The sequence below is a fragment of the Winogradskyella pacifica genome (assembly GCF_013403915.1).
Lineage (GTDB): Bacteria > Bacteroidota > Bacteroidia > Flavobacteriales > Flavobacteriaceae > Winogradskyella > Winogradskyella pacifica.
On the sequence record NZ_JABFDI010000012.1, the window covers coordinates 120,361 to 138,222 of the forward strand.

Below are 17,862 nucleotides of genomic sequence, written 5' to 3' on the forward strand. Positions count from 1 at the left end.
ATGCGGTATTATAGATTTTTTAACTTGCTCTTTTTAACATTTGCCCAGTTTAGTTTGATTTCTTTTTGTAACGCTCAACAAACTCTAATCATAGGTAAAGTCACGGACACCATACAAACCCCTTTACCCTACGCCAATATCTTAGCAATACCCCAAGCAGATGATCAAGACGTTAAATTTGCTATTTCAGAAAATGACGGCAGCTACAAATTAGGTTTAATAAAAAACCAGACCTACGAGCTTACCGTAAGCTACTTAGGCTATAAGCCACAAACAATTACCATTAGCACAACAGACCAAGACCTTATTAAAAACTTTATCCTCAAAGAAAACCCGGACCAATTAGATGAAGTAACCATTAAATACACACCACCAATTACGGTAAAAAAAGATACTATTACTTATGATGTTACCAAATTTGTAACAGGCGAAGAGCGTAAACTACGAGATGCCTTAAAAAAACTACCAGGCGTAGAGGTAGATAGAGAAGGTAATGTAACTGTGCAAGGTAAAAAAGTAACCAAAGTTTTAGTAGAAAATAAAACCTTTTTTACAGGCAATAGTAAATTGGCCGTAAATAACATCCCAGCAGATGCTGTGGAAAAAGTAGAAGTATTAGACAATTACAACGAAGTTGCTATGCTTAAAGATTTGCAAGACTCTGAGGATATGGCCTTAAATATCTTACTAAAAGAAGATAAAAAGAAGTTTGTATTTGGAGATATAGAAGCTGGTGCTGGTATTAAGGAACGTTACCTTGTGCATCCTAATCTTTTTTATTATAGCCCAAAAACGAATATAAACTTTATTGGAGACCTTAATAACCAAGGTATAAAAAGCTTTAGCTTTAGTGATTATTTGGAATTTGAAGGCGGTTTTGGTAAACTGCTAGATGATGCTGGCAGTTATTTTAGTCTCTTTAATAGCGATTTTGCACAATACCTCAATAACCAAGATTTTACAGATAACATCAACCAGTTTGGTGCCTTAAATATTAGGCAATCGGTTTCTAAACATACAGATATTAGTGGGTATTTAATTACTTCTAATTCCAAGACCCAAACCGCAAGTAACACCTTAAATGCTTACCAAAATATAGAAGACCCTTTTACAGAAGACAGAACGGTTACTAATCACCTCAATAACTTTTTTACTATTGGCAAGGTCACCGTTGACTACGATCCAACTTACAAACAAGATTTTGCTTATAATGCTTTTGTAAAAGTGACCAACAATGATAGTCATGGTTTTGTAAATACAATTAACCCAGACCAAAATAATAGTATTACGACAGTAACCGATGTTGCAGCACTTAATATAAAACAAAATATTTCCTACAGTCGTAAATTGTCTAAAGCGCATACAGCCACTTTAGAAGCGACTTATAATTTTCAGAATGACAAACCCATAACAGAATGGCTCACTAATCAGCAAATTTTACAAGGTTTAATCCCTTTAGAAGATGCCGATGTGTATAACATACTTCAAACTAAAAAATCAACGTCGCATAATTTTAATGCCATTATAAAAGACTATTGGGTACTTAATAACTTTAACCACCTTTATACAAGTGTTGGTATTAACACCTCTTTTAACGATTTCATTAATAAAGATGTACAATTGCTTAATGATGGCAGTATTAATAATTTTAGTTCGGCTGGTTTCGGTAATGATTTTGGATACAGCTTTATAGACACCTATTTGGGATTAGAGTATAAATTTCAAATTGGGATTGCAACGTTTAAACCTGCTGTTTTTTATCATGGTTATTTATGGCGGACTGAACAATTTGATGATGCTGAAGCGTTTTCTAAAAATTTGTTATTACCACAATTCACCACTAAAGTAGAATTTAATAATAGTGAAAAACTCAATTTTAAATACAAACTGAATGCTCGGTTTCCTGGCATTAATCAATTAGCTAATAATTTTGTACTCTCAAATTTTAATAGTGTTTATAAAGGGAATAACCAATTAGAAAATCAATTATATCATTCCGCATCTTTAAGTTATTATAAATTTAGTTTGTTCAGAAATTTAAATTTCAACCTAAATACCAGTTTTAATAAACGTATAAAAAGTGTAAAAACGGTTTCAGAACTTAACGGCATAGAATCGTTTAATACAACCATTATGTTTGACCAACCAGAGCATAATTGGATGCTTAGTGGACGCGTTTCAAAAAAAATTAATAAAATCCGTTATAACCTGAGTAGTCGTTTTAGCTACAATGATTATTTTCAAATCCTAAATAGCGAAACCAATCTTAATGTTTCAAAATCAATATCTTCAACTATTGGCATAGAAACATCTTTTAAAAATCATCCTAACGTAGAAATAAATTATACCAAAGATTTTAATACTTATAAAGCTTTAAATAACGTTTCTAATTTTGAAAATGACCAATTAGAAGTTATTTTGGAATACGATTTTTTAAAGGATTTCATCTTTAAAGCCGATTACACCTTTGATAATTACAATAATAAAAGTTTAGATACTAAAACCACTTTTGATACGGCGAATGCCTCGTTATTCTACCAAGTAGAAGATAGTCCTTGGGGATTTGAGATAAATGCTACTAATCTTTTTGATACGCGTTTTAAACAACAAAATTCATTTAACGCTTTTGTGATTAGTGATAGTAGAACATTTATTTTACCAAGGATTGTGATGTTTAAAGTGAGTTATAAGTTATAATTCTATTTGTAATCTTTGAAATAGCTTTAAAAACTAAACCCACAAACCAAAGACCATAGCTATAAAGTTAGTTTTTAGTCAACTTCTTTTTACTTTTGCACCAAGCAAGACTACGCTATGCAAAATTTATTTAAAAAATGGTTCGGTTTTAGTGATAAACCAGAACTCACAGAAGAAGATACAATGAAAAAATTCTTAATCGTTGGCTTAGGAAACATAGGCGAAAAATATGCGAATACCAGACATAATATTGGTTTTAAAATTCTCGACTATTTAGCTGAATCCAATGACATCCTCTTTGAAACCGTAAAACTTGGTGATGTTGCTACCCTAAAAATTAAAGGACGAACCCTCATCCTTTTAAAGCCTAGTACGTTTATGAACCTCAGTGGAAAATCCATAAAATATTGGTTAGAGAAAGAAAAAATCCCTTTAGAAAATTTACTCGTTGTCACCGACGATTTAAACCTTCCTTTTGGATCACTCAGATTAAAAATGAAAGGCAGTGACGGAGGCCATAACGGTCTAAAAGACACGCAAGACAAATTACAGACTGTAAAATATAACCGATTTCGGTTTGGTATAAGTGATGAGTTTAGCACAGGGAGACAAGTCGATTACGTTTTAGGCGAATGGACCGACGAAGAAAACACACAACTTAAAGAACGCTTAAAAATTTCGGCAGAACTGGTGAAGTCTTTTGCTTTGGCTGGAGTAAATACTACGATGAACCAATTTAATGGAAAATAATAAAGACTGCCTTTTCAGACAGTCTTTATTAATATAAGAATTTGTATTCCTAATTTACTTTACTATAATCTTCTTCGTTATTTTATTTGCTCCATCACTAATAGTTACTAAGTACATACCAGACTTCGCATCATTAAGATTTATAGTCTGATTAAAATTAGCGCTATTGGTGTACGAGTTATTAAAAATTCGTCTTCCTCTTATATCAAAAACATCAATATTAATTGCATTACCAGAATTAGAATTCAACTTTACTGAAAACTCTCCAGTATTCGGATTTGGAAAAATCGCAAAATCTGAGAGACTAAACTCATCAACACTTAAGGCTTCTTCTGCACATATTGTAATTGACCAATCATTTAAATTCCCCGTATCTTGAGCAAAAAAGTCGGCAATTAAGATAGTCCAATCTCCTTGTGCTTGCATTCCATTAAATTCACTTAATGCTTCTCTTGGAGCAAATGTTCCTATAGTCGGGCTCGCACATGCTAAAGCTCCTGCTTCATCATCAAAAGTAATATCAAAATTAGCATCATTATCGCAGTCACTATTATAGACATCAATAAAAGTAGCACCATCTGGATGGATGATACGAACGATTAAATCGCCAATATAAGTATGTGTAACATCAACATTTACCGTTATTCCCTCTATTATAGCTAAATCTGGAATACTAATAATATGTTGCAATAATGGCTGACCTGCTTGACCAGAGTTACCATCAGCTATATTCAGGGCTAAATTCGCATCAGAGGCATAGGTATCACACACTATGGCTGTACACGTGTTTTTCAATAAAACATCTACTATGTCTACTACAGATCCTGGAAATGATGTCCCAGTAACAGCTATTGTATATTCTCCCGTTGCCGTTGTATCTAAATTACCAATAGTCATAGTAAAACTTCCACTAGAACTTAAAGTGGTTGGACTAAAAGTTACCGTAGCGCCCGCAGGAGCTCCTGTTGCCTCAAATACAGTTGATTCATCAAACCCTTGTATGGTAGTATAAGAAAAATTAAATACAGCTTCCGTATCTGTTGTAGGACAAGATAAAATTTCACTATTGTTAGAAGCAATTTGAAAACCTGGTTCTGCTGGCGAACAAACACCTGGTTTTATTTGAGATGCTATTGCTGCTACCCACGCATCCATTCTTGTGGCTTGGCCAGCACTAAACATGTACAAACATCTATCATCACCATAATCCATAAAGCTCATGGTTAATGCAGTCTCCCCGGGAACGCAACCTGCTACATTTCCCACAGAAGGACAACCGTATGTGCTATTAGCAACCTCAGGTGTATCTGCAATACCATCACCACCACTACCACAAACTCCATTTCCGTCACCATTAAAAGTGTGAGCTAAGTTGTAAAAATGTCCTAACTCATGCGTTGTTGTTCTTCCTAAATTAAAAGGAAAACTTGGAACAATACCCGAACCAGAACAGCCAGAACCAGAACCAAATGCAGTAGTGCTAATCGTTACGGCCTGACCCGCAGCTATACTACCTCCTAATGGCGAAAACCCTAGAAGACCTCCAAGTGGTCTTATTACAAAATTCATATAACCACCCCAATTACTATCTGTATTGCCTCCATTACCAAAGTCATAACCAATTGTAACCGCAGGATTACCTTCTAACAACTCAGAATCTAAACCTACTGGGTGGTCAGAAAGCGCCATACAAAAAGAGATACTAGCGACACCTAAACCTGTATTAGGATAAAATCCACTAGCTGCATTCCATTGTGAAATATCGGCATTGGTAGCCGTATAATCTGCATTCAAAATATCTATTTGGTTTTGAGCTAATGCTTCTAAACAAGCCCGATCCGCTTCATTTGCTGTCGGAAAATGCACGGCAACCGGAATTACAATAGGATTCCCACCACGTTGGCTAAAGTTTTCTTCGGATAGTAATTGCTGAAGCTTAACTTTAAATTTTTCCTGGCTTAATTCATATTCTCTCGCAAACTCAGGATCTTGCATTTGCTGATCCATATATTCTAACATACCACAAGAACGCTCTTGCGCTGTTATACTCACAAAACAGGAAAAAAGGATTAATGTGAAAATGGATTTTAAAGTAAAGTTCGTATTCATAATTATTCTTTAAATTAGTTTTAGGCTTTCAAGATAAAGCATTAATTGACAATAATCTTTTGGATTAATATTTTTCTTTAATTTTCACTATACAAATACCTGAAACAGTATTTAAGTCTTTACTCACTATTTATCGCGAATATTCAGTTGAGCACATTTTGAAAATACCAATAAAAACAAGGATAATGACAAAACAAAATGTAGCTTTGTTTTCATAAATGTTTGTATATAAAATTAAGATTCTTCAGGGTTTATATTTTTTTAAAACATGTATTATAAATCAATAAAACAAAACGCTTGACTTCAAATTCGGCAAAAGTAATAACTATAGGCACCTTTGACGGTATCCATATTGGGCATCAGAAAATACTAAAAAAAGTAGTAAAACTTGCTAAAAGACAAAACCTTGTCCCTGTGGTTTTAACACTTTTTCCGCATCCAAGAATGGTGCTTCAAAAAGATGATTCTATCCGCTTGCTAAACACTATTGAAGAGCGCATAGAATTATTAAAATCGCATGGCATAAAGGAGGTTATTGTAAAAAAATTCACCAAAGAATTTGCCAATCTTTCTGCTCAAGACTACGTAAAGCAAATTTTAGTAGACGAACTAAACACCAAACAAATCGTTATTGGTTACGATCATCATTTCGGAAAAAATAGAAGTGCAAATATCACAGACCTCAAAGCATTTGCTGACCTCTACGATTTTAAGGTTGAAGAAATTTCTGCGCAAGATTTAAAAGATGTTACGGTGAGTTCTACAAAAATTAGAACCGCCTTAAATCAAGGTGAGGTAGACTTAGCCAATTCGTATTTAGGTTATAATTTCTTTATTACAGGCACAGTCGTTAAAGGCAAAGGGCTGGGCAGAACCATAGATTTCCCGACCGCAAATATTAATATTATAGCAACTTACAAACTCATTCCGAGCGACGGGGTTTATGTGGTAAGATCTGTAATTGAAGGCAAAACGATTTTTGGAATGATGAATATTGGCACCAACCCAACCGTTGATGGTAAAAAACGTTCTATCGAAGTGTATTTTTTCAATTTTAAGAGCGATATTTATGATGCTGAATTAAAAATCGAATTTTTAAAACGCTTACGTAGCGAACAAAAATTTGAAAATCTAGAGGCCTTAAAAATGCAACTCAAAAAGGATATGACAAAAGCATCGAGCTATTTAAAAACCTTAAATGAATAAGTTTCTATTTAAACATATAGACAATTCCGGACTCATCGTTTTTAGAATCGTTTTTGGGTTGTTATGTTTTTTAGAAGCAGTAGGAGCCATTTTCACCGGTTGGATTAGGCGTACCTTAATAGAACCCGAATTTACCTTTTCTTTTATTGGGTTTGAGTGGCTACAACCACTTCCTGGGGACTGGATGTATGCCTATTATGCTATTATGGGTCTTTTTGGACTCTTTATTATGTTGGGCTACAAATATAGATTTAGCATGCTCATGTTTGCATTGATGTGGACTGCGACGTATCTCATGCAAAAATCATCGTATAACAATCATTATTACCTATTGATGTTGCTAAGCTTTTTAATGGTATTTTTACCTGCAAATCGCTATGCGTCTTTAGATGTTAAACTAAACCCATCTCTTAAAAGCATCTCAATGCCCAGTTGGTGTAAGTGGGTTTTTGTGCTACAATTATTTATTCTTTATACTTATGCTTCTGCCGCTAAATTTTATCCCGATTGGCTAGATGGTTCTGTAATGGAAATTCTTATGAAAAGCAAAGCCAATTTCTATGTCGTTGGCGAACTTTTACAGCAAAAAACAGTACACTATATTTTAGCTTATGGTGGTATTTTATTCGACGGTTTAATTATTCCGTTATTACTTTTTAAACGCACACGTAAATATGCCTTCTTTGCGTCTATTTTCTTTCATTTGTTTAACTCTTTCATCTTTCATATCGGAATTTTCCCTTACATGTCCTTAGCATTTAGTTTGTTCTTTTTTGAACCTAAAGTCATCAAGACTATATTCCTCAAACGGAAAGTGTATTATGAAGCCGACGATGTTATTGTTCCAAAATACAGCACGGTTTTACTATCAGTATTTTCTATATATTTCATCATTCAAATCGCATTACCACTTAGACATCATTTTTTTGAAGATGATGTATTATGGACCGAAGAAGGCCATCGTTTATCTTGGAGAATGATGCTACGCGCCAAAAGCGGTAGAACAACCTATAAGGTAATTAATGCAGAGACAAACAAGGCCATCCCTATAAAGTTAAATGATTATTTAACCAAAAAGCAACAACGGGGAGCGAGTACAAAACCAGATGTTATTTGGCAATTTTCGCAGCATCTTAAACAAGATTTTGCTAAAAAGGGAATTCCAATAAAAGTATATGTCAATTCTTTTGTGAGAGTTAATGGAAAACCATCAAGGCAACTCATAGACCCAAAAGTTGATATTGCTAACGAGGAATGGCACCACTTTAAACATCATGATTGGATTTTACCTTCAAAATAATCACTTCAATAGATTATCACTGTAAAAACGCGTTGTCCTTTAAATCAGATTTTACATTATAAAATAAAACCTTTTTATTTTTATCTGGTCATTTTCTTTTTACTTTTGTGGCTTATTTTTCCTATACCACGTGGTATTAACTTAATTCATAGATATGTTACAAGTTGCTTTTATACAAGAGAATAAAGAAGACATCATTGCACGTTTAGCAAAACGAAATATTGATGCTACAGAAATGATTAATGAAGCGATTGCTTTTGATGAAGACCGAAAAGCAATTCAGACGAAATTAGATAATACAAAAGCAGAATCTAACTCCTTATCTAAAGAGATTGGTAATTTATATAAATCTGGAGAAACGCAAAAAGCGAACATCCTAAAGGAAAAAACTACGCAACTAAAGGAAATCACTAAGACTTTTGAACAAGAGCTTAACGATAAAGTTGAAGCCCTTTCTGAATTGTTATACAGAATTCCTAATGTTCCAAATCCTATTGTACCTGCCGGAAATACAGATGAAGACAATGAGGAAACGTTTAGAGAAGGTGACATTCCAAAATTACACGAGGGAGCTTTGCCACATTGGGAATTAGCCAAAAAATACAACATCATCGATTTTGAATTAGGAAACAAAATTACAGGTGCAGGTTTTCCCGTTTATATTGGTAAAGGTGCCAGATTACAACGTGCATTAATTGCTTATTTTTTAGATAAAAACACAGAAGCTGGTTATACAGAATACCAAGTACCGCATTTAGTTAATGAAGCCTCTGGTTTCGGAACGGGTCAATTGCCAGATAAAGAAGGGCAAATGTACCATGTTACTGCAGATAATTTATATTTAATTCCAACAGCAGAAGTACCTGCAACTAATATATTTAGAGACACCCTTTTAAACGAAACCGATCTACCAATTAGCATTACAGGATACACACCTTGTTTTAGACGTGAAGCTGGTAGTTATGGAGCACATGTTAGAGGATTAAACAGATTACACCAGTTTGATAAGGTTGAAATCCTTAGAGTTGAACACCCAGATAATTCTTATAAAGCATTAGATGGCATGGTAAATCATGTAAAAGGAATTTTACAAGAGCTAAAATTACCTTACCGAATCTTGAGATTGTGTGGTGGTGATTTAGGATTTACTTCGGCTTTAACTTATGATTTCGAAGTCTTCTCAACAGCACAAGATCGTTGGTTAGAAATATCTTCTATATCTAATTTTGAAACGTTTCAAGCGAATCGTTTAAAATTACGTTTTAAAAATGCTGATGGTAAAAACGAATTATGCCATACCTTAAACGGAAGTTCTTTAGCATTGCCAAGAGTTTTAGCTGGTATATTAGAGAATTATCAAACAGAAGACGGTATTAAAATACCTGAAGTTTTAGTGCCTTATACAGGTTTTGATATTATCAATTAATAAAAAAAGCACCGTATTTTCTTAAAATTGTTAAAAATTAACGCAATTCAACATTTATTTTGGTATTTCTTCGTTTAAGTTGAAATTTATTCAGATTTTAGAGGAATCAAGAAGAATACCCCCTAGCATGAAAAATTTAAAACGCATTGTATTACTTGTTTCATTGATTGTAATAGTAAGCAAAGTTTTGTTTTAACCCTATAAACAAAACCAAGACAAGATAATTGAATCATATTTTATAAGATAGTGGTTAATAGCACATTTATTTTGCTGGTAAATGCCTAAACACACGTTTAGGCATTTTTTTTATACTTTTTTTTACAATATCTACTTGAAGCATTTGTTATATTTGAACATCACATCAGTTTCACTATACTCTAAAATACAAACATGCTACAGCGCTTTTTCGTTTTACTTTTATTATTCGGATGGTCTTCTGGTTTCTCTCAAAACAGTGAGGATTTAGCGGAAAGCTATTATAAAAAAGCGGAATTTAACAAAGCACTAATTATATACAAAAACCTACTAAAAGAAAAGCCTTTCAGTTCCAACTACATTAATAAGTTAGTAGATATTCATCAACAATTAGAGCAATATGAGGAAGCAGAACAGATACTTGTTCAACGCTTAGCTAGAAGCAGAAATCCGGAATTGGTGATTGCATTGGGTTATAATTTTCAACTTAGAGATAGCATCACTAAAGCCAATACACTTTATGATGAGGCTATAACCTATGTTGACGAAAAACCAATCTTTATTTATTCAATTGCCAGACAATTCGAAAATTATTCACTTTTAGATCAAGCCATCAAAGTATATGAAAAAGGTAAAATTCTAACTCCAGATAAAAACTACAGTATTCAACTAGCACGCATTTATGCAGACCAAGGTAACGTTACACAAATGCTTGAGAATTATATAGACTATATTCATTACAAGCCTAATTACCTCAACAATGTAAAGCGCTCCATCAGTGAGTTTATTTCAGAAAATAAAGAAAACGAAAACAACAGCTATTTAAGACGCTTACTTTTAAAAAAAATACAGCAAAACCCCGAAACGTACTGGTATGAAATGTTGAGTTGGCTGTATGTTCAAGAAAAAGCATATAACAAATCCTTCATTCAAGAAAAGGCCCTTTACAAACGTAATCCAGAAAGTATAGATCGCTTAATAGAATTGGCTGTTACAGCTCAAAAGGATAACGATGACGATACCGCAAAATCTATTTTTAATTACATATTAGGAATTACGCAAGATTCAGTAACAGCATTAACTGCGCATCAATACATTTTAGAAATAGACACAAAAAATGCTGATGACAAAACACTGAAACAGATTAACGAAACTTACAACAACTTACTTACTGAATATGGAAACTCTAAGTTAAGCTTATCATTACAATTAGCTTATGGTAAATTTCTAGCCTTTAACCTAAGAGACACAGAAGCTGCGACTCGTTTTTTAAAGAAAAGTTTAAAGCTGAATATTTCAATGTTTCAAGAGGCGAAAGTAAAATTACTATTGGCAGATATTTTAGTGCTTCAAGAAAAGTTTAATGAAGCGTTGATTTTCTATTCTCAAATTCAAGCGAATTTAAAAAATAGCACTATTGCGCAAGAAGCGCGATTTAAGGTCGCTAAAACTAGTTATTACAAAGGTGATTTTGATTGGGCGGAATCACAACTTAAAATTTTAAAATCTTCAACTTCGCAATTAATTGCTAATGATGCATTAGACTTAAAATTATTGATTTCGGATAATAAATTTGAAGACAGTACACAGACCGCATTAAAATATTATGCTAAAGCAGACTTATTTGCCTTTCAAAATAAAAATGACGAGGCCATTTCGCTTTTAGATAAAATTCTAGAAGAACACAAAGGAGAAAGTATTACAGACCAAGCCTTATATCAACAAGCTAAACTCTACGAAAAAAAGAAACAATACACTAAAGCCGAAGCTAATTACCAAAACATCATCAAGGATTACGGAGAAGATATCTTAGTCGATGATACGCTTTATTATTTAGCGGAACTTTACAACAACCATTTAGCAAAACCTGAAGAAGCTAAACTACTCTACGAAAAAATAATCTTTGAGCACCAAGACAGTATTTATTTTATTGAAGCTCGTAAGAAGTTTAGGGTATTACGTGGCGACTCTATAAATTAGTTTTTAGTCTTACTCACAGTTTTCAGTTACTGTAGTTGGTGTTTTTACTTCTTCTACTTTTTTCTTATCAAGCTTTCTCCTCTTTTACATCTTTGCGTAAAAAAACTATTAACATCCAATTTCATACTTTTGCATCAAATTCACATTACTAATGATAATCTACAACGTTACCCTAAACATAGACAAAAGCATCCACCAAGAATGGCTTAAATGGATAAAAGAACACATTCCACAAGTTTTAGCTACAGGAAAATTTAAAGAAGCTAAACTAACCAAAGTTTTGGTTGAGGATGACGAAACAGAAACCTATTCTGTGCAATATAGAGCGCATTCTAGAGATGCTTTAAACTCCTATTACGCCGAACATTCAGAACGCTTAAAACAGGACGGATTGCAACGTTTTGGTGATAAAGTTTTATCCTTTAGAACAGAATTAGAAGTTGTGGGTGAGTATTCAGTAAACTTCAAATAAAACCGCAGAACTATTTATCCCTATCTTAATTATAAAGATAAATAGAGAATATTTTAACAACTCTGCCAATCTCGGTGCATCTCCGCGTATCTTTGTGTTATAACACTTTGCGCCTTTGCGCCTTCGTTAGAAAAATAAATACATGACAGTAAGAGCAAAAAAACATCTAGGCCAACATTTTTTAGAAGACGAATCTATTGCACAACAAATTGCAGATAGTTTATCGCTTCAGGGTTATAATGATGTTTTAGAAATTGGTCCAGGAATGGGAGTGCTAACCAAATATCTTCTCAAAAAAGACACTACAACACATGTTATTGAAATAGATACAGAATCGGTAGATTATTTAAAAAATAACTACCTCCATCTTGCTGATAGAATCATAGAAAAAGATTTTCTTAAATACGATTTGAGCCTTGTATTTGAAGATAAACCATTTGCCATAATCGGTAATTTCCCCTATAATATTTCGTCTCAAATTCTTTTTAAAACTATAGAAATGAGAGATCAAATCCCTGAGTTTTCAGGTATGTTTCAAAAGGAAGTTGCGATGCGAATCTGCTCTAAAGAAGGTTCAAAAGTTTATGGTATCTTATCTGTTTTAACACAAGCATTTTATGATGCCGAATATTTATTTACAGTGCCTCCAACGGTTTTTAACCCACCTCCAAAGGTAGATTCGGGTGTGCTTTTGCTAAAACGTAAAGAGAATTACGACTTACCTTGTGATGAAAAATTATTTTTTAGAGTTGTAAAAACAGGATTTCAACAGCGAAGAAAAACATTGCGAAACAGCTTAAAAACATTTAATCTGTCGGATAATTTAAAAGCAAATATTATATTTGGGCAGCGGCCAGAACAATTGAGTGTTGCTCAGTTTATTGAGTTAACCTCATTAATTGAAAATGACGAAAACTAATTTCCTCTGCTACCACATAGAACGCAGACGGATAACATTTTAAAGTAAAAGCGTATTAAAAATCAAGTGGAAGATATCCAAGATAACATACAATTTCAGTTAACTGATGAACTTATTGAAAAGGTTGAAGTCCTTGTCGAAGAACAAAATGACAAAGACCTAGAAATCCTTTTAAACGAGTATCACCATGCAGATATTGCTGAAATTCTTGACGACTTAGATCTCGATGATGCCGTTTATGTCATAAAACTGCTCGATTCTGAAACCACTTCTGAAATCCTCATGGAACTCGATGAGGATATTAGAGAGAAAATTCTTAGAAACCTTTCTACTAAAGAGATTGCCGAAGAGGTTGAAGAGCTAGACACGGATGATGCTGCCGATATGATCGCAGAATTACCCGAGGATAGACAAGCCGAAGTAATCTCGCAAATTGAAGACGACGAACACCGAGAAGAAATTCAAGAACTTTTAGCCTATGACGAGGACACGGCAGGTGGACTTATGGCAAAAGAATTGGTTAAGGTTTATGAGACTTGGACAGTTGCTGGTTGTTTACGCAGAATTAGAGGGCAAGCCAAAGATGTTACAAGGGTGCATTCTGTTTACGTTGTAGATAAGCACGACAAACTTATTGGCAGATTGTCTTTAAAAGATTTAATCATTTCTAAAAGCGATACAAAAATTGCAGATATTGCTAAAGACAATGTGGACTGGGTACATGTGGATGATGACGTAGAAGATGTTGCAAAAATAATGGCGAAATACGATTTAGAAGCCATTCCTGTAGTCAATGATAACCAAACCTTAGTGGGGAGAATTACCATTGATGATATTATTGATGTTATAAGAGAAGAAGCAGATAAAGATTATCAATTAGCAGCAGGTATCTCGCAAGATGTAGAAGCAGATGATAGTATCTTAAAATTAACAAAAGCACGACTGCCTTGGTTATTCATTGGTATGTTTGGTGGACTTGGCGCTGCTAGTATTATTGAGCAGTTTAATGACAACATGGGCAACTTTATTGTGTTGCTAAGTTTTGTACCTTTAATTCAGGCTACAGCCGGAAATGTTGGAGTACAGTCTTCAGCCATCGTTGTTCAGGGTATTGCAAATGGCACTATCGATGGAAAAATTTTAAAACGCTTATTTAAAGAGTTTTTATTAGGCTTGGTAAATGGTGTAGCGATTTCACTTGTTGCCATTCTTATTACCCACTTTATATTCGGAACACCATATATCGTATCGATAACGATAAGTATAGCCTTAGTTGCTGTAATTGTAATGGCGGCTATTATTGGGACTTTTATACCTATTTTTCTTGACAAAAGAGGTATTGATCCCGCTGTTGCAACGGGGCCATTTATTACTACAAGTAATGATGTTTTTGGTATTTTGATTTACTTCTTAATAGCAAAATTGATTTTAGGTATTTAAGAGCCTAAAAACATCTAATTATTATAACCTACGTAAACTGGTATTACCATGAAAATACTACACCTAGACTCTAACCACCCTCTACTTTTAAGTCAGCTCAACGATTTAGGATTTACCAATCACGAAGATTACATAGCCTCAAAATCTGAAATAGAAGCAAAAATTTCTGAATATGATGGTATGGTCATCCGAAGTCGATTTAGCATTGACAAATCATTTTTAGATGCGGCCACAAACCTAAAATTCATAGGTCGTGTTGGTGCCGGATTAGAAAATATAGATTGTGATTATGCCGAAAAAAAAGGCATTCACCTCATTTCTGCACCAGAAGGTAATAGAAATGCCGTTGGAGAACATGCTTTAGGGATGTTGTTATCACTTTTTAATAAATTGAATAAGGCAGACAAAGAAGTAAGACAAGGAAAATGGCTACGAGAAGACAACCGTGGATTAGAATTAGACGGGAAAACTGTTGGATTGATTGGTTATGGCAATATGGGAAAAGCCTTCGCCAAAAAACTAAAAGGCTTTGATGTAGAAGTTTTATGCTATGACATAAAAACAGATGTCGGAGATGCCAACGCTAAACAAGTAATTCTTGAAGAATTAAAAGCAAAATCTGATGTTCTAAGTCTTCACATACCACAAACAGATTTGACGCTGAATATGATCAATTCAGATTTTATAAATGGGTTTAAAAATCCGTTTTGGCTTATTAATACAGCACGCGGAAAAAGCGTGATTACAGAAGATTTGGTAAAAGGTTTAAAATCTGGTAAAATTCTAGGAGCAGGATTGGATGTTTTAGAATATGAAAAATCATCCTTTGAAAATTTATTTACTTCAAATGAAATGCCAGAAGCCTTTCAATATTTAATAGCAGCAGAGAACGTTTTACTCTCGCCACATGTTGCAGGCTGGACGGTTGAAAGCAATATTAAACTCTCACAAACTATCGTTGATAAGATAAAAGCAAAATTTTGTTAACTTAGAGCTTTACAATCTCCTTTTAAACATGACATACAAAGCCACGTCTCCCGAAGATTACATAAGCCAAGTACCGGAAGAGCGACAAAGCGCTATAAAAACTTTGAGACAAGTTATAAAAGATAATTTACCTAAGGGATTTGAAGAAGGCATACAATACAACATGATTGGTTATTATGTCCCACATTCCGTTTATCCCGATGGTTATCATTGTGATCCCAAAACACCTTTACCATTTATGAGTTTTGCCTCTCAAAAAAACTCAGTCAACCTATATCATAGCGGTATTTATGCGAATCCAGAATTACATGATTGGTTTATAAAGGAGTATCCAAAGCATTGTAAACGCAAACTCGATATGGGAAAAAGCTGTATCCGATTTAAAAAAATGGATGAGATTCCGTTTGAATTAATTGGAGAACTCACTAGAAAAATGACCTGTGCCGAGTGGGTAGACATTTATGAGTCCGTTTTAAAGAAAAAGTAAAAAAAAGAGAAGTATAACTTTTAGGGTTTCAACTAATGAGATTCGGCAATAAATTCAGGATAAAATGAAAAAACGCGTCACAGGAATTGGAGGTTTATTCTTCAAAACCAAAGATCCAAAAGCAGCAAAAGATTGGTATAAAAAGCATCTCGGTTTTGATACTGATGATTATGGTTCTACCTTTTGGTGGAAAGATAAAGAAGGTAAAGATTGCTCTACACAATGGAGTCCATTTGCAGAGGATTCAAAGCACTTTGAACCTTCAAAAAAAGACTTTATGTTTAACTACAGAGTTGAAAATCTAAAGGAACTATTAGAAACTTTAAAAGATGAAGGAGTTACCATTGTAGGTGATATGGAAGAATACAGTTATGGTAAATTCGGATGGATATTGGATAATGATGGCAATAAAATAGAACTTTGGGAACCGATAGACAGTGCTTTTCAATAAATTCAAATTTTTTAAAACTCATTGTTGTCGTACATAGAAATTCTTCAATCGTATAATTTAACTGCATTGCAATGGTTAGCCATTGGTTTTGCAGTTTTTTTATTAGGAATATCCAAATCAGGTATAAAAGGAGTAAGCATCATAATCGTTGTTATACTTGCCTTTGTTTTTGGCGAAAAAGCCTCTACAGGTATTTTATTACCTATGCTCATTTGTGCAGATATCTTAGCTGTTATACATTATAATAGACATGCCGATTGGGCTATTATAAAAAAGCTTATACCATGGATAATTGTTGGTGTATTAGTTGGCGTATGGGTTGGAAATGATATTTCCGAACTCATATTTAAACGATTGATGGCAGTGATAATATTGGCCTCAGTTTTAATAATGGTTTACTTAGAAAAACGAAAATCGACCAACGTCCCTAAGAATAAATTATTTTCTACAGGGATGGGTTTTTTAACTGGTTTTGCAACTATGATTGGCAATTTAGCAGGTCCTATTTCTAATATATATTTTCTAACCATGCGTTTTAAGAAAAACGAATTTATAGGCACTGCAGCATGGTTGTTCTTTATTATTAATATCATAAAACTTCCATTTCATATTTTTATTTGGGAAACCGTTAGCATAGAATCACTGGTTTTAAATTCCGTATTAATTCCTGCAGTGCTCTTAGGCTTTTTACTAGGAGCATATATTGTAAAACTAATTTCTAATGTTAATTACAGGCGTTTTATTTTAATTGCAACGGCTATTGGAGGCGTCATTATGTTGTTTGGATAATGTAAAAATCACATAATTGATGCACCTAAAATAGTTAAGTGAGTTACTAATATTTTACTAACTTTAGGGTCTAACCAAAAACTAAAAAAAATGTCAGATGATAATAAAGATTTAGGCAATGATCTTAACGATATGTTAGATGATGCTAAAGATAATGCTCGTAAAGCCGGAGACAAAATAAGCCAAAAGGCTAATGAGTTTTCAGATGATGCCAAGGAATTTGGACGTGACGCAAAAAGAGCGGCTGATGATTTCGGTAACGACGCTAAAGAAGTATTTAGTGACGGTAAAAATGTTGCCATCATAGCACACATTACCTTTATTGGGTGGATTATTGCTATTGTAATGAATAGTAGTAATAAAACTGAATTTGGTTCTTTTTACATCAGGCAGATGCTAGGTCTAGTTCTAATAGCGGTTGTTTCATCATGGATTCCGATTATAAATTTAATAATGTGGCTTGTTTTACTTATAGCATGGATTATGAGTATAATTGCTGCATTAGGAGGTGAGATGAAACCAACATTTTTATTTGGTAAACAATTTCAAGAATGGTTTAAAGGCCTTTAAAAATATTAAGAGGCTGTCTAAAAAGGCAGTCTCTTTTTTTATATTTTATATTTTCAAAGAAGCATTGATTTTCGTATCTTAAAG

General features: G+C 33.6%; 15 protein-coding genes. 14 read left to right on the forward strand and 1 reads right to left on the reverse strand.

Annotated features, from left to right (window positions below; genetic code table 11):
• Together HM984_RS11990 and pth are read left to right on the forward strand one after the other, a co-directional pair.
• Positions 1–2,697 carry a carboxypeptidase-like regulatory domain-containing protein gene (locus HM984_RS11990; protein WP_179349328.1) on the forward strand — a complete coding sequence of 899 codons (2,697 nt, stop codon included), beginning with the start codon at positions 1–3 and terminating at the stop codon, positions 2,695–2,697.
• A 117-nt stretch (positions 2,698–2,814) separates the two neighbouring features.
• Positions 2,815–3,447, forward strand: a complete 633-nt coding sequence (gene pth, locus HM984_RS11995) for an aminoacyl-tRNA hydrolase (RefSeq protein WP_179349329.1) — start codon at positions 2,815–2,817, stop codon at positions 3,445–3,447.
• A gap of 54 nt (positions 3,448–3,501) precedes the next feature.
• Here pth and HM984_RS12000 read toward each other — a convergent pair whose 3' ends face one another.
• Positions 3,502–5,556 carry a zinc-dependent metalloprotease gene (locus HM984_RS12000; protein ID WP_179349330.1) on the reverse strand — a complete coding sequence of 685 codons (2,055 nt, stop codon included), beginning with the start codon at positions 5,554–5,556 and terminating at the stop codon, positions 3,502–3,504.
• Between the two features lie 297 nt (positions 5,557–5,853).
• Between HM984_RS12000 and HM984_RS12005 the strand changes: the two genes are divergently transcribed.
• From HM984_RS12005 to HM984_RS12060, 12 genes are all read left to right on the forward strand, one after another.
• Positions 5,854–6,762 carry a bifunctional riboflavin kinase/FAD synthetase gene (locus tag HM984_RS12005; protein ID WP_179349331.1) on the forward strand — a complete coding sequence of 303 codons (909 nt, stop codon included), beginning with the start codon at positions 5,854–5,856 and terminating at the stop codon, positions 6,760–6,762.
• On the forward strand, positions 6,755–8,062 hold the full coding sequence (locus HM984_RS12010) for an HTTM domain-containing protein (protein ID WP_115808153.1): 1,308 nt from the start codon (positions 6,755–6,757) through the stop codon (positions 8,060–8,062). The genes HM984_RS12005 and HM984_RS12010 overlap by 8 nt, the downstream gene beginning before the upstream one ends.
• Positions 8,063–8,216: 154 nt before the next feature.
• Positions 8,217–9,488 carry a serine--tRNA ligase gene (gene serS, locus HM984_RS12015; RefSeq protein ID WP_115808155.1) on the forward strand — a complete coding sequence of 424 codons (1,272 nt, stop codon included), beginning with the start codon at positions 8,217–8,219 and terminating at the stop codon, positions 9,486–9,488.
• 390 nt (positions 9,489–9,878) lie between these two features.
• A complete protein-coding gene (locus HM984_RS12020) occupies positions 9,879–11,663 on the forward strand; it encodes a tetratricopeptide repeat protein (protein ID WP_115808156.1) in 1,785 nt (594 codons plus the stop codon).
• Between the two features lie 151 nt (positions 11,664–11,814).
• The gene (locus HM984_RS12025) at positions 11,815–12,135 is read left to right on the forward strand and encodes a DUF4286 family protein (protein ID WP_179349332.1); all 321 of its coding nucleotides are present in this window, start codon (positions 11,815–11,817) and stop codon (positions 12,133–12,135) included.
• A gap of 142 nt (positions 12,136–12,277) precedes the next feature.
• Complete coding sequence (gene rsmA / locus HM984_RS12030; protein ID WP_115808160.1) at positions 12,278–13,054, forward strand: 16S rRNA (adenine(1518)-N(6)/adenine(1519)-N(6))-dimethyltransferase RsmA; 777 nt, start codon at positions 12,278–12,280, stop codon at positions 13,052–13,054.
• 66 nt (positions 13,055–13,120) lie between these two features.
• Positions 13,121–14,494 carry a magnesium transporter gene (gene mgtE / locus HM984_RS12035; protein WP_115808161.1) on the forward strand — a complete coding sequence of 458 codons (1,374 nt, stop codon included), beginning with the start codon at positions 13,121–13,123 and terminating at the stop codon, positions 14,492–14,494.
• 48 nt (positions 14,495–14,542) lie between these two features.
• Positions 14,543–15,481 (forward strand): 2-hydroxyacid dehydrogenase, encoded by a 939-nt coding sequence (locus tag HM984_RS12040; RefSeq protein WP_179349333.1) that lies wholly within the window; start codon positions 14,543–14,545, stop codon positions 15,479–15,481.
• Between the two features lie 28 nt (positions 15,482–15,509).
• Positions 15,510–15,968: a DUF1801 domain-containing protein gene (locus HM984_RS12045; RefSeq protein ID WP_115808163.1), complete on the forward strand. Its 459-nt coding sequence runs from the start codon at positions 15,510–15,512 to the stop codon at positions 15,966–15,968.
• Between the two features lie 64 nt (positions 15,969–16,032).
• Complete coding sequence (locus HM984_RS12050; RefSeq protein ID WP_020895647.1) at positions 16,033–16,419, forward strand: VOC family protein; 387 nt, start codon at positions 16,033–16,035, stop codon at positions 16,417–16,419.
• A gap of 24 nt (positions 16,420–16,443) precedes the next feature.
• The gene (locus HM984_RS12055; RefSeq protein WP_115808165.1) at positions 16,444–17,208 is read left to right on the forward strand and encodes a sulfite exporter TauE/SafE family protein; all 765 of its coding nucleotides are present in this window, start codon (positions 16,444–16,446) and stop codon (positions 17,206–17,208) included.
• A gap of 90 nt (positions 17,209–17,298) precedes the next feature.
• Positions 17,299–17,778 carry a YtxH domain-containing protein gene (locus HM984_RS12060; protein ID WP_179349334.1) on the forward strand — a complete coding sequence of 160 codons (480 nt, stop codon included), beginning with the start codon at positions 17,299–17,301 and terminating at the stop codon, positions 17,776–17,778.
• The last annotated feature ends 84 nt before the right edge of the window (positions 17,779–17,862 follow it).

Coding starts and splice junctions, on each gene's coding strand:
- rsmA (WP_115808160.1), top strand. CDS start 12,278: ATGACAGTAAGAGCAAAAAAACATCTAGGCCAACATTTTTTAGAAGAC.
- HM984_RS12025 (WP_179349332.1), top strand. CDS start 11,815: ATGATAATCTACAACGTTACCCTAAACATAGACAAAAGCATCCACCAA.
- HM984_RS12050 (WP_020895647.1), top strand. CDS start 16,033: ATGAAAAAACGCGTCACAGGAATTGGAGGTTTATTCTTCAAAACCAAA.
- serS (WP_115808155.1), top strand. CDS start 8,217: ATGTTACAAGTTGCTTTTATACAAGAGAATAAAGAAGACATCATTGCA.
- HM984_RS12045 (WP_115808163.1), top strand. CDS start 15,510: ATGACATACAAAGCCACGTCTCCCGAAGATTACATAAGCCAAGTACCG.
- HM984_RS12040 (WP_179349333.1), top strand. CDS start 14,543: ATGAAAATACTACACCTAGACTCTAACCACCCTCTACTTTTAAGTCAG.
- pth (WP_179349329.1), top strand. CDS start 2,815: ATGCAAAATTTATTTAAAAAATGGTTCGGTTTTAGTGATAAACCAGAA.
- HM984_RS11990 (WP_179349328.1), top strand. CDS start 1: ATGCGGTATTATAGATTTTTTAACTTGCTCTTTTTAACATTTGCCCAG.
- HM984_RS12020 (WP_115808156.1), top strand. CDS start 9,879: ATGCTACAGCGCTTTTTCGTTTTACTTTTATTATTCGGATGGTCTTCT.
- HM984_RS12010 (WP_115808153.1), top strand. CDS start 6,755: ATGAATAAGTTTCTATTTAAACATATAGACAATTCCGGACTCATCGTT.
- HM984_RS12000 (WP_179349330.1), bottom strand. CDS start 5,556: ATGAATACGAACTTTACTTTAAAATCCATTTTCACATTAATCCTTTTT.
- HM984_RS12060 (WP_179349334.1), top strand. CDS start 17,299: ATGTCAGATGATAATAAAGATTTAGGCAATGATCTTAACGATATGTTA.